The organism is Streptomyces sp. NPDC006544 (genome assembly GCF_040611715.1).
Taxonomy (GTDB): domain Bacteria; phylum Actinomycetota; class Actinomycetes; order Streptomycetales; family Streptomycetaceae; genus Streptomyces.
Map to the genome: position 1 here is coordinate 51205 of NZ_JBEXOV010000041.1, position 12965 is coordinate 64169.

The window sequence follows — 12965 nt, forward strand, 5'->3', positions numbered from 1 at the left end:
ACCGGGGCTCCTTCGCCTTGCTGTCTAACCTTCTATCTACAAATTAACGGTTAGAACGAAAGGCGTCAACCACTCACGTAGGCTTAGGGGGTTAGTCGGCGGACGGAGCGGGAGGAACTCGAGATGACGGCACCGGCGGCGGACCCCCGCCCCCTGACCGGCGAACCGGTGGCCCTGGACCTGCTGAACACCCGCTGGGTCCAGGAGGGCGAGCCCCTCGACCTCTTCGCCGGGGCCTTCGGGCTGACCCGCGTGGAGGGGCTCGCGCTGTGGCTGGAGAGCACGGGGCTGGCCGGCCGTTTCCGCGCGGACGCCGCGACCCTGGTGCACCTGCTGACCGTCCGCGAAGCGCTGGCCCGCGCGGTCCGGGACCCGGCCGACGAGAGCGCCCGCGCCCTGATCGACGCCGTGCTGGAGCACGGGCGGATCCGCCTCACCCTGACCGGGGCGGGGATCGGCGAGCGGCCCGAGTTCGACGACCCGTCCTGGGGCCCGGCCTGGACGGCCGCCCGCGACTACCTGGAGCTGCTGGCGTCCGGGCCCGGCCGGATCCGCGCGTGCGCCTCCGAGACGTGCGTGCTGCACTTCCACGACACCTCACGCAACGGCACCCGGCGCTGGTGCTCGATGGCGGCCTGCGGAAACCGGGCGAAGGCCTCGCGGCACTACGCGCGCACGCGCGAGCGCTGAGCGGCCCGAAGTTGTCACACCCGGTCCGGGGCGCGGCCGTGTCCCGCCCCTGACGGACGGTCGGGAAGTCTACAAATCGATCTTTGGACCCGCAAATTCGTACCGTTCCACCCCGGTACGGGCCTGCTGGCGCATCCCACGCACTGGCGGGAGTCCGCCACGCCAGGTCTCGGTCAGTGACAACTCTCCCCAAAGAGCTGTCACTTAGGCGAGGCTGACCGGTCATCCGGCACCGAAATCCGGACCGTATCTTTCACTTAGCCAGGGATGCTGATGACCCTCGACTCCCCCGCTCGCCCCTCACAAGGCGGCATACCCGTGCCCCGGCGCGCCGTGCGCGTCGCGGCCGCGGCCGGCCTGGTGGTCGCCCTCGCGGCCACCGGCGCCATGCCCGTCTTCGCGGCGACCGGCACCGACAACCCCACGGCCAACCCGGCGGTCAAGTCGGCTGACCAGAAGCTCGGTTCGGCCGACGTAGAGCTGCTGCAGGAAGCCCGGACCAAGGGCGACAAGACCGTCACCGTCATGGTCGCCACCGCTCCCGGCGAGACCCAGCAGGTGGCCAAGCAGCTCGACGGCGTCCAGGGCGCCTCGGTGGGCCAGACGTACGACAAGCTCGGCTACGTACGCGCCACCCTGCCGACCGACAAGGCGGAGGCCGCACTGAAGGCGGCCGCCAAGCTGTCCTCGGTGCACGGCATCGACCTGCGGCACGAGATCCAGCTCCCGGACCCCCGTCCGGACGCGGACCGCGAGGCCGGCTCGGCCAAGAAGACCTCGGCCGAGACCTACCCCGGGCCGGACAAGAACACGCCCGCGAAGAACCCGTACAACCCGGCCTTCGAGACCGGTTCGCTGGACTTCCTGAAGGAGAACCCGCAGGCCGACGGCCGCGGCGTGACCATCGGCATCCTGGACTCGGGCGTCGACCTCGGCCACCCCGCGCTCCAGAAGACCACCACGGGCGAGCGCAAGATCGTCGACTGGGTCACCGCGACCGACCCGCTCGCCGACGCCGACGCCACCTGGCGCGCCCAGATCACCCCGGTGACCGGCGGCACGTTCACCGCGGGCGGCGGGAGCTGGAAGGCCCCTGAGGGCTCGTACCAGTGGAGCCGCTTCACCGAGTCGATCACCGCCACCGGTGACATGAAGGGCGACGTCAACCGGGACGGGGACACCACCGACCGGTTCGGCCTGCTCTACGACCCGGTCGCCGGGACCGTCCGCGTCGACACCGACCAGGACAACGACTTCACGAACAACGAGCCGATGAAGCCGTACAAGGACGGCTACCAGATCGGCTACTTCGGCACGGACAACCCGGCGACCGACGTCGCCGAGCGCATCCCGTTCGTGATCGAGATCCGCAAGGACGTCCCGATGGACCCGCTGGGCGGTGACTGGGTCGGCAAGAAGGCCGACTTCGTCAACGTCGGCATCATCGAGTCCGAGCACGGCACGCACGTCGCGGGCATCACGGCCGCCAACGGCCTGTTCGGCGGCGCGATGAACGGCGAGGCGCCCGGCGCCAAGATCGTCTCCTCGCGCGCCTGCTCCTGGTCCGGCGGCTGCACCAACATCGCGCTGACCGAGGGCATGATCGACCTCGTGGTCAACCGCGGCGTGGACATCGTCAACATGTCGATCGGCGGCCTGCCGGCGCTGAACGACGGCAACAACGCGCGCTCCGAGCTCTACAAGAACCTCATCGACACCTACGGTGTCCAGCTCGTCATCTCGGCGGGCAACGAGGGCCCCGGTGTCAACACCATCGGCGACCCCGGCCTCGCGGACAAGGTCATCTCCGTGGGCGCGGCGGTCTCCAAGGAGACCTGGGCGGCCAACTACGGCTCCGGCGTGACCACGAAGTACAACATGTTCCCCTTCTCCTCGCGCGGTCCGCGTGAGGACGGCGGCTTCACGCCGACCATCACCGCCCCCGGCGCGGCCATCAACACCACCCAGACGTGGCTGCCCGGCTCCCCGGTGAAGGAGGCCGGCTACGACCTCCCGGCCGGCTACTCGATGCTGCAGGGCACCTCGATGTCCTCGCCGCAGGCCACGGGCGCCAGCGCCCTGCTGATCTCGGCCGCGAAGCAGCAGCACATCGCCCTCACCCCGGCGAACCTGCGCATCGCGCTCACCAGCAGCGCCAAGAAGATCGACGACGTCCCGGCGCACGCCCAGGGCTCCGGTCTGATCAACATCCCCGGTGCGTGGGAGTCCATCCAGAGCGGTGCGACGGCCAACGAGTTCACCGTCAAGGCCCCGGTCGACACCGCGATCGACCAGTTCCTGAAGACCCCGGGCTTCGGCACCGGCGTCTACGACCGCGAGGGCGGTCTGAAGGTCGGCCAGAAGAAGGTCTACAACGTCGTCGTGACCCGCACCACCGGCGTCAAGTACGGCACCCCGCACAAGCTCAGCTGGCGCAACGACGACGGTACGTTCAAGCTCCTCACGGACTACGACTACGTCACCCTGCCGCTGAACAAGCCGGTCACGATCAAGGTCGAGGCGAAGGCCAAGACGGCCGGCGTCCACAGCGGCATCCTGCAGCTCGACGACCCGACCACCGAGGGCATCGACAAGCAGATCCTCTCCACGGTCGTCGTCTCCACCCCGCTGGCGAAGCCGTCGTTCGCCTACTCGGACACCTCGTCCGTGCAGCGCAACAGCCACAAGTCGTACTTCGTGACCGTCCCCGCGGGCGCCAAGACCCTCGAGGTCGCCCTCGGCGGTCTGAAGCCGGGCAGCCAGACCCGCTTCATCTCGATCCACCCGTACGGCGTGGGCGTCGAGGACAGCGCGACGACCCAGTGCTACCCGAACTACGACAACCCGGCGAACCTGTGCCGCCCCGACCTGCGCTCGTACGCGAACCCGCTGCCGGGCGTCTGGGAGATCGAGGTCGAGTCGCGCCGTACGTCGCCGCTGCTCGACAACCCGTACAAGCTGGACGTCTCCGTGCTCGGCGCGGCCTTCGACCCCGCGGTCAAGGTCCTGCCCGAGGTCAAGCAGGGCACCCCGGCGCCGGTCCAGTGGACCGTCAAGAACGAGGGCGCGGCCATCGCCGCCGGCAAGCTCCAGGGCGGCCCGCTCGGCTCCGCGAAGGTCGCCAAGCCGACCATCACCCCCGGTGAGACCCAGACGTCGGAGGTCACGATCGGCGAGGGCGTCTCCCGCCTCGACATCGCGATCGGCAACGTCTCCGACACCGCCGCCGACCTCGACCTCGAGGTCTACAAGGACGGCGTCAAGGTCGGCTCCTCCGCCGACGGCGACTCCGACGAGGCCGTGAGCCTGGTCAACCCGGCCGCCGGCACCTACACCGTGAACGTGATCGGCTACGCGATCCCGTCCGGGACCACCACGTACGACTACCGCGACGTCTACTACTCGGCCGCCCTGGGCACCGTCCAGGTCGACGAGTCCGCCGCGGTCAACCTCGCCAACGGAGCCTCGGCGTCCGTCTCCGCGAACGTGCTGGTCAACAGCGCCGCTCCGGAAGGCCGCCAGTTCTTCGGCGAGGTCAAGCTGCTCAACGCCCGCGGCACCGCCGCCGGCACCGGCAGCGTGCAGATCGAGAAGGTCCTCCCGTAACGGGAACCGGCTGATCGCGTGACGGAGGGGCGGGTACCCGGTCGGGTGCCCGCCCCTTCGCCGTGCCCGTCCCGCACCGGCCGCGACCAGGCAGGACGGGCCCCCGCCGGTCCTGCGGCACGGTGGTCCCGGCGGTGTCGCGCGGGCCCGCGGCCGGATCGCCGTCCGCTCCTCGGACAATGGATTGGACAAGGCTCGTGGGGTCGAACGCATGATGGTTTCGCGCGCGCCCGCGTCGTACATGTCCATACGTGTACTTACGTGTCCATACGTATCGAAGGAGTCACCGTGAGGGTCGGAATCGTCGGAGCCACCGGACAGGTCGGCGGAGTCATGCGCGGCATCCTCGTCGAGCGCAAGTTCCCGGTGGACGAGCTGCGGCTGTTCGCCTCCGCGCGGTCCGCGGGCTCCACCATCGAGTGGGACGGCCGGGAGATCACCATCGAGGACGCCTCCACGGCCGACTACTCCGGCCTGGACATCGTGCTCTTCTCCGCGGGCGGCGCCACGTCCAAGGCCCTCGCCGAGAAGGTCGCCTCGCAGGGCGCCGTCGTGATCGACAACTCCTCCGCCTGGCGCGGTGACCCCGAGGTCCCCCTCGTCGTCTCCGAGGTGAACCCGCACGCGGTCAAGGACCGCCCCAAGGGCATCATCGCGAACCCGAACTGCACCACCATGGCCGCGATGCCGGTGCTGCGCCCGCTGCACGACGAGGCCGGCCTGACCGCGCTGATCGCCACCACCTACCAGGCCGTCTCCGGCTCGGGCCTGGCGGGCGTCGCCGAGCTCAAGGGCCAGGCCTGCGCGGTTTCCGAGGCCGCCGACCAGCTGACCTTCGACGGCGGCGCGGTGGAGTTCCCGGAGCCCAAGGTCTACCAGCGGCCGATCGCCTACAACGTGGTCCCGCTCGCGGGCAACCTGCTCGACGACGGCTCCTTCGAGACCGACGAGGAGCGCAAGCTCCGCAGCGAGTCCCGCAAGATCCTGGAGATCCCGGAGCTCAAGGTCTCGGGCACCTGCGTGCGCGTGCCGGTGTTCTCCGGCCACTCCCTCCAGGTCAACGTCCGCTTCGAGCGTCCGCTGAGCGTCGAGCGCGCCTACGAGCTGCTGAAGGACGCCCCGGGCGTCGAGCTCTCGGAGATCCCGACCCCGCTCCAGGCCGCCGGCAAGGACGCCTCGTACGTGGGCCGCATCCGCCTCGACGAGACGGCGGAGAACGGCCTCGCGCTGTTCCTCTCGAGCGACAACCTCCGCAAGGGTGCCGCGCTGAACGCGGTCCAGATCGCCGAGCTGGTCGCGCAGGAGCTCCGCGGCTGATCCCGCGCGCACGCACGACACGCAGGGGGCGGCGCCTGACGGCGCCGCCCCCTGCGTGGCACAGCGCGATGGCCGCGTGTACCGACGGTCCGGTCCCCTCGAGGCCTCCCGCGTTCGCCCGTGGATTACTCCGACGCGGTGGCCCGGCCCGCGTGGAAGGATGGCGCTGCAACGTCACCATCGAAGGAGATGAACGCGTGCCAGGCACGAATCTGACCCGTGAAGAGGCTCAGCAGCGCGCAAAGCTGCTCACCGTCGACTCGTACGAGATCGAACTCGATCTCAGCGGAGCGCAGGAGGGCGGCACCTTCCCCTCCGTGACCACCGTGCGCTTCGAATCCGCCGAGGCCGGCGCCGAGACCTTCATCGACCTGGTCGCTCCGGCCGTGCACGAGGTCGTTCTCAACGGCAAGGCCCTGGACGTGGCCGCCGTCTTCCGGGACTCCCGGATCGCGCTCGCCCACCTCGAGGCCGGGGCCAACGAGCTCCGCGTCGTCGCGGACTGCGCCTACACCAACACCGGTGAGGGCCTGCACCGCTTCGTCGACCCGGTCGACGAGCAGGCCTACCTGTACACCCAGTTCGAAGTCCCGGACGCGCGGCGCGTGTTCGCCAGCTTCGAGCAGCCCGACCTGAAGGCGACGTTCCGGTTCACCGTGACGGCCCCCGCGGGCTGGACGGTCATCTCGAACTCCCCGACGCCGAAGGCTCCGGCCGACGACGTGTGGCGCTTCGAGCCCACCCCGCGCATCTCCACGTACATCACGGCCCTGATCGTCGGGCCGTACCACGCGGTGCACAGCTCGTACGAGGGCAAGGACGGGCAGTCCGTACCGCTCGGCATCTACTGCCGGCCCTCGCTCGCCGAGTTCCTCGACGCCGACGCGATCTTCGACGTGACCCGGCAGGGCTTCGCCTGGTTCCAGGAGAAGTTCGCGTACGACTACCCGTTCGCGAAGTACGACCAGCTCTTCGTGCCGGAGTTCAACGCCGGCGCGATGGAGAACGCGGGCGCGGTCACCATCCGCGACCAGTACGTCTTCCGCTCGAAGGTGACGGACGCGGCGTACGAGACGCGTGCCGAGACGATCCTGCACGAGCTCGCGCACATGTGGTTCGGCGACCTGGTCACCATGGAGTGGTGGAACGACCTGTGGCTGAACGAGTCGTTCGCGACGTACACCTCGATCGCCTGCCAGGCCGACGCCGAGGGCTCGAAGTGGCCGCACGCCTGGACCTCCTTCGCCAACTCCATGAAGACCTGGGCGTACCGGCAGGACCAGCTGCCGTCCACGCACCCGATCATGGCCGACATCGGTGACCTGGACGACGTCCTCGTCAACTTCGACGGCATCACGTACGCCAAGGGCGCCTCGGTGCTCAAGCAGCTCGTGGCCTACGTCGGCCAGGACGCCTTCTTCAAGGGCGTGCAGGCGTACTTCAAGGCGCACGCCTTCGGGAACACGCGCCTGTCCGACCTGCTCGGCGCCCTGGAGGAGACCTCCGGCCGCGACCTGACCGCCTGGTCGAAGGCGTGGCTGGAAACGGCCGGCATCAACATCCTGCGCCCGGAGATCGAGACGGACGCCTCCGGCGTGATCACGGCCTTCGCCGTGCGCCAGGAAGCCCCGGCGCTGCCGGCGGGCGCCAAGGGCCAGCCGGTCCTGCGTCCGCACCGCATCGCGGTCGGCCTGTACGACCTGGCCGACGGCAAGCTGGTCCGTACCGACCGGATCGAGCTCGACATCGACGGCGACCTGACGGCCGTACCGGAGCTCGTGGGCCGCGCCCGCCCGGCCGTCGTGCTGCTGAACGACGACGACCTGTCGTACGCCAAGGTCCGCCTCGACGAGGTGTCGCTCGCCAACGTCACCGCGCACCTGGGCGACTTCACCGCGTCGCTGCCGCGCGCGCTGTGCTGGGCCTCGGCCTGGGACATGACCCGCGACGGCGAGCTGGCCGCCCGCGACTACCTCGCCCTCGTCCTCTCGGGCGTCGGCAAGGAGTCGGACATCGGCGTCGTCCAGTCGCTGCACCGCCAGGTGAAGCTGGCCGTCGACCTGTACGCCGACCCGGCCTGGCGGGCCCAGGGCCTGGCCACCTGGACGGAGGCCACGCTGGAGCACCTGCGCACGGCCGCGCCGGGCAGCGACCACCAGCTGGCGTGGGCCCGCGCCTTCGCGGCGACGGCGCGCACGGAGGAGCAGCTGGCCCTCCTCTCCGCACTGCTGGACGGCTCGGAGGAGATCGAGGGCCTGGCCGTCGACACGGAGCTGCGCTGGGCGTTCCTTGAGCGCCTGGCCGCCACCGGCATCGCCGACGAGCCGGCCATCGCGGCCGAGCTGGAGCGGGACAGGACGGCGGCGGGCGAGCGCCACGCGGCGACCGCCCGCGCGGCCCGTCCCACGGCCGAGGCCAAGGCCGAGGCGTGGGCCTCGGTCGTCGAGGGCGACACGCTCCCGAACGCCGTGCAGGAAGCCGTGATCGGCGGCTTCGTCCAGAGCGACCAGAGCGAGCTCCTCGCCCCCTTCACCGCGAAGTACTTCGCGGCGGTCAAGGAGGTCTGGGACACCCGGAGCCACGAGATCGCCCAGCAGATCGCGGTGGGCCTCTACCCGTCGCTCCAGGTCTCCGCGCAGACCCTGGCGCAGACGGACGAGTGGCTCGCCTCGGCCGAGCCGAACGCGGCCCTGCGCCGCCTGGTCTCGGAGTCCCGCGCGGGCGTCGAGCGCGCGCTGAAGGCCCAGGCCGCCGACGCGGCCGCCGGTTCCTGACCCGGGCGGGCCGTACGGACGGGGGCGCCCCCGGTGCGTGACGCACCGGGGGCGCCCCTTCGGCGTGGCATGCGACGCACGTCCGGTCGGACCGTCGCCGGTCGGACCGTGGGCGGGTCGGACCGTGGCGGATCGAGCCTGTCCAGCGGCGGGCGCCGTCACGGAGGGGCGCGGCGGTGCGGGTCCCCGCAGGATCAGCCGGCGGCGGCGACCCGCAGGGCCCGCAGGACGTGGGCCACGGCCGGGGCCGCTTCGGAGCCGCGGCGCAGGGCCGCGACGACGTGCCGGGTGGGGCGGTCGTGGGACAGGACCCGCACGGCGACGCCCGGGGCGCGGCCCGCCACCATCCGCGGGACCAGCGCCACGCCCATGCCGGCCTCGACCATGGCCAGGATCGCCGTCCAGCCGGAAGCCGAGTGGGCCTGCTCCGGGACGAAGCCCGCCGCCTCGCAGGCGCCCCGGGTGATCTCCGACCAGGGGCCGCTGCCCCCGTAGATCCACGGATCGCCGGAGAGGTCCGCGAGGCGCAGTTCCGCCGCGCCGGCCAGCGGGTGGTCCGGGGGAAGCGCCACGTCGAGGGGGTCCTCCAGCAGGGTCCTGCGGCTGAAGCGGGGGTCCCGGGCGGTCGGGGCGTGCGCCGCGAGGGAGAGGGCCAGGTCGACGACCCCGGCCGCGAGCAGCTCGTAGGACTCGGCCGCCTCGGTCTCCCGTACGCGGACCTCGACGCCGGGGTGCGAGCGTCTCAGCGCGGCGACCGCCGGGACCACGAGGACCGGTACGGCGGTGGAGAAGGCCCCGATCCGGACCTCGCCCGCCTCCCCCGCGAGGTACCCGGCCAGTTCGGCGTCGGCGCGCTCCAGCTGCGCGAACACCGCCTCCGCGTGCCGCAGTACGAGGTGCGCCGCGTCGGTGAGGCGGACCCGGCGGCCCTGGGCCTCCAGCAGCGGGACCCCCAGCAGTCTGGCCAGGTTGGTCAGCTGCTGCGAGACGGCCGAGGGCGTCATGTGCAGCGCCTCGGCCGTCGCGGTCACGGTCCCCTGTTCGGCGAGGGTCCGCAGGATCCGCAGCTTCTTGATGTCCCACTCGGTCATGGGGCCGAACCTACCGCCGTGCACCCAGGCCCACGCCGCCCAGGATCAGCGCCATGCACAGCAGCTGCGCGGGGCCGGTCCGCTCGCCGATGAGGAGGAGGCCGAGGCCCGCGACGCAGACCGGCTGGAGGTAGTAGACGACTCCGGCGCGGGCGGCCCCGATGATCGAGACCGCCTTGTTCCAGGCGAAGAAGGCGATGGCGGAGGAGAGGACGCCGACGTAGAGGAGCATGCCGGCGGTGGAGGGGGTGACCTGGAAACCGCCCTGGACGCCGACGGACACGGCGTACGCGGGGGCCAGCATGAGGGCGCCGAGGACGAAGGTGGTGAGCAGGAAGGCCAGGCCGCCCAGTTCGGCGGGCTTGCGCTTGAGGAGCGCGCTGTACGTGGCGAAGGACAGGGCCGCCCCGAACATCCACAGGTCGCCGGCGGCGAACTCGAAGCGGACCGAGCCCTTGCCGACCAGGAGCAGGACGCCGAGGGCCGCGAGGGCGAGCCCGAAGGTGCGCCGGGCGCCGAGCCGTTCGCCGCCGAGGCGGGCGTACAGGGCCATGACGACCGGCGAAGCGGCCATGATCATGCCCATGTTGGAGGCCGAGGTGGTCAGTCCGGCCTGGTGCACGAGGGTGTTGTAGAGGGTGACGCCGAACAGCGTGGCGAGGGCGATGTATCCGAAGTGCGCGCGGATCAGGGCTCGTTGCCGCCAGGCCTGCCGGGCGGCGAAGGGCGCGACGGCGACGGTGGCGCTCGTCCAGCGCCAGAACACGGCCTGGACGGGCGGGATGCTGTCCGCCATGCCGCGGGTGGCGACGAAGCTGCCGGACCAGACGACCGTCGCGAGCAGGGCGAGGAGCACGCCGAGACCGGCGGCCCCCTTCGTGGCCCGGCCGCCCTCCTGCCGGGTGCCCTCCTGCCGGGCGGCGGGCCGCGTGTCCTGCGGAGCGGTACGGGCGCGGTCCATGACGGCCACTGTGTGTCTCCCCCTCGGGGTCTGGTCTGCCGGTGTCGTGGATCTACCGTCGCACCGCGTGACCCATCAGGTCCATCGAATCATTTCGATCAGTTTCTTCAGTAGAACTGAACGATCCGCCGGGTGCGGACACGGCCTCCCGCGCGGGCTCCTCCTTGGGGGGCCGGCTCCCGGACGCCAGCTGCCCCGCGACGGTGGCGCCGAAGGCGATCGTCATGCCCAGCAGTTGCACGGACGTGAGCGTCTGGCCCAGCGCTGCCCAGCCGATGACCGCGGCGGTCAGCGGGGAGAGCGGGCCCAGGAGGGTGACGGAGGTGGCGGTGAGCTGTCCGATGCCGCGGAACCAGAGCCAGTACGCGACGCCGGTGTTGACCAGCATCATGTAGCCGTAGCCGAGGAACGCCCCGCCGTCGAGCGCGGGCGGCGCCCCTTCGACCAGCACCGCGACCGGGATGATCATCAGGCCGCCGGCGGTGAGCTGCCAGCCGGTCATGGCCAGCGGGCCGACGCCCCGCGGGCGCCCCCACCGCTTGGTCATCACGGTGCCCGCCCCCATCGAGGCGGAGGACACCACACCCGCGACCACACCGACCAGGTCGATCCCCGCCTCCGCGGTCAGGACCACCATGCTCACGCCGAAGGCCGCCACGACGGCCGCCAGGACGGTCCGCAGTCGCGCCCGCTCCCCGAGCAGGAGGGCGGCCAGCCCGACGACGAACAGCGGGCCGGCGGCGCCCAGTACGGCCGCGACGCCGCCGGGCAGGCGGTAGGCGGAGAGGAACAGGAGCGGGAAGAACGCGCCGATGTTGAGTCCGCCCAGGACTGCGGACTTCCACCACCACCGTCCCGTGGGCAGGGTCCGGGCGAGCGCGGTCAGCAGCAGTCCGGCGGGCAGGGCCCGCATCACGCCGGTGAACAGGGGCCGGTCGGGCGGCAGCAGCTCGGAGGCCACGGCGTAGGTCGAGCCCCACGAGACGGGGGCGAGGGCGGTCAGGGCGACGGTCGCGGCACGGTTCATGGCGGGTGACTCCTCGGGCAGATGAGGAAGGCGGGCGGAGGATCAGACGGCGGCGGGAGCGAGAGCGGCGGCGGATCCGGGAGCCGCGGCGGCGGGGGCGGCGGCGGCGGCGGCGGCGGCGGGCACGGTGGACGCGGCCACGACCACGCCCACCGGTCGCGCGTGGACCGCATCCGCGGGCAGGTGCCGCTCCAGCCGGATCAGCGCCAGGGCGGCGCCGAGCGCGGCGACCGCGAGGACGGCCCAGGGCAGCCGGCCGTCAAGGGCGAGCAGGCCGGTGAAGAGGGAGGGGGCGAGCGCGGTGGCCAGCGAGTAGGACAGCTGGTAGGTGGCGAGGTAGCGGCCGCGGACCGCCTCGGGGGCGGCGGAGACCGACAGGGCGCCTCCGGACGGGCTGTGGACCAGTTCGCCGAGCGTGTAGACGACCACGACGGCGAGCAGGGCGACCAGGGTCGCGCTCCGCCCGGGGCGCAGGGTGCCGAGCACGATCAGGGCGACGAAGGCCGCGGCGAAGAGCAGGGACCCGAGGGCGGCCGAGCGGGTGCGGCGGGCCCCCGAGCGGCGGACCCGGCCGGCGACCAGGACGCCGATGCCCGCGCACAGGGCGGTGTTGACGGTGAACGCCGCCCCGGTGAGGGAGTCGGGGCCGTGCAGCCAGGTGGTGATGTAGAGCGGGAAGAGGACGGACAGGGCCGCATAGCCCAGCGCCGTCAGGAAGTTGGCGCCGGTCAGGGCGAGGAAGGGGCGGTCGCGGAGGACCATCCGGTAGCCGGCGGGCGGCCGCCCGGCCGGGGAGGCCCCGCCGCCGGCCACCGGACGGACCCGGGAGACGAGCAGTCCGGCGAGGGCGAAGGCCACGGCGTTCCCGTAGGCCGTGAAGGTGAACCCGTCCGGTCCCCACAGGGCCAGGACCCCGGAGACGAGCAGCGCCCCGGCGCCCATCCCGGCGTTCTGCAGGGCCCTGAGGGAGGCCTGGAGCCGGTCGCGGGCGGCGCCGCGGGCCACTTCCCCGATCAGGGACTGCTGGACGACGGGAAAGGAGCGGTCGGCCAGCGCGGTGACCAGGGCGACGGCGGCGAAGGCGGGCAGCGATCCGGCGAGCGGGTAGAGGGCGAAGCCCGCGGCCCGGACCGCGTAGAGGACCAGGTTGACGCGCCGGGCGCCGTACCGGTCCACGGCCGATCCGGCGAGCGGCATGAAGGCGAGGCCGGTCAGGCCGGTCACCGTCAGCACCATGCCGACGAGGGCGAAGGACAGGCCGGTGACGTGATGGAAGAAGACGAGCGAGAACGGGACGTACATGCCGATCCCGATCGCGCCGATCCCGGCCCCCGTCAGCAGGGAGAACTCGCCCGCCACCCTCGACGTCCCGGTTCCCGTCCCCGTTGCCGTCCCCTTGGCCTTCGCCGTCATCGTTCCCCCCGAGTAGGTCGCTTGTAAGTAGCTTACCGCTAAGCTACTTAGCGTCAAGTAGCTTTTTGCGAACGAACGAGCGGAAG

8 protein-coding genes are annotated in these 12965 nt (G+C 71.9%); 4 read left to right on the forward strand and 4 right to left on the reverse strand.

Annotation, left to right across the window (positions count from 1 at the left end):
* Positions 1-123 precede the first annotated feature (123 nt).
* From ABZY44_RS20200 to pepN, 4 genes are all read left to right on the forward strand, one after another.
* Positions 124-690, forward strand: coding sequence for a CGNR zinc finger domain-containing protein (locus ABZY44_RS20200; RefSeq protein ID WP_356655635.1), 567 nt, complete (start codon positions 124-126; stop codon positions 688-690).
* A gap of 273 nt (positions 691-963) precedes the next feature.
* Positions 964-4296, forward strand: a complete 3333-nt coding sequence (locus tag ABZY44_RS20205; protein WP_356655637.1) for a S8 family serine peptidase — start codon at positions 964-966, stop codon at positions 4294-4296.
* 288 nt (positions 4297-4584) lie between these two features.
* Positions 4585-5613 carry an aspartate-semialdehyde dehydrogenase gene (locus ABZY44_RS20210; protein ID WP_356655639.1) on the forward strand — a complete coding sequence of 343 codons (1029 nt, stop codon included), beginning with the start codon at positions 4585-4587 and terminating at the stop codon, positions 5611-5613.
* 197 nt (positions 5614-5810) lie between these two features.
* Complete coding sequence (gene pepN, locus ABZY44_RS20215; RefSeq protein WP_356655641.1) at positions 5811-8387, forward strand: aminopeptidase N; 2577 nt, start codon at positions 5811-5813, stop codon at positions 8385-8387.
* Between the two features lie 194 nt (positions 8388-8581).
* On the opposite strand, the gene ABZY44_RS20220 is transcribed toward pepN, so the two are convergent.
* From ABZY44_RS20220 to ABZY44_RS20235, 4 genes are read right to left on the reverse strand one after another with little or no spacing between them, the layout of a single operon-like run.
* Positions 8582-9478, reverse strand: a complete 897-nt coding sequence (locus ABZY44_RS20220) for a LysR family transcriptional regulator (RefSeq protein WP_356655643.1) — start codon at positions 9476-9478, stop codon at positions 8582-8584.
* A gap of 10 nt (positions 9479-9488) precedes the next feature.
* Complete coding sequence (locus ABZY44_RS20225; protein WP_356655645.1) at positions 9489-10448, reverse strand: DMT family transporter; 960 nt, start codon at positions 10446-10448, stop codon at positions 9489-9491.
* A 43-nt stretch (positions 10449-10491) separates the two neighbouring features.
* Positions 10492-11466, reverse strand: a complete 975-nt coding sequence (locus tag ABZY44_RS20230) for an EamA family transporter (protein WP_356655647.1) — start codon at positions 11464-11466, stop codon at positions 10492-10494.
* A gap of 42 nt (positions 11467-11508) precedes the next feature.
* Positions 11509-12879, reverse strand: a complete 1371-nt coding sequence (locus tag ABZY44_RS20235; RefSeq protein WP_356655649.1) for an MFS transporter — start codon at positions 12877-12879, stop codon at positions 11509-11511.
* Between the last annotated feature and the right edge of the window lie 86 nt (positions 12880-12965).

Bases quoted from the DNA above. Each gene is read 5' to 3' on its own strand.
- ABZY44_RS20200 (WP_356655635.1), top strand. From the start codon at position 124: ATGACGGCACCGGCGGCGGACCCCCGCCCCCTGACCGGCGAACCGGTG.
- ABZY44_RS20205 (WP_356655637.1), top strand. From the start codon at position 964: ATGACCCTCGACTCCCCCGCTCGCCCCTCACAAGGCGGCATACCCGTG.
- ABZY44_RS20220 (WP_356655643.1), bottom strand. From the start codon at position 9,478: ATGACCGAGTGGGACATCAAGAAGCTGCGGATCCTGCGGACCCTCGCC.
- ABZY44_RS20230 (WP_356655647.1), bottom strand. From the start codon at position 11,466: ATGAACCGTGCCGCGACCGTCGCCCTGACCGCCCTCGCCCCCGTCTCG.
- ABZY44_RS20235 (WP_356655649.1), bottom strand. From the start codon at position 12,879: ATGACGGCGAAGGCCAAGGGGACGGCAACGGGGACGGGAACCGGGACG.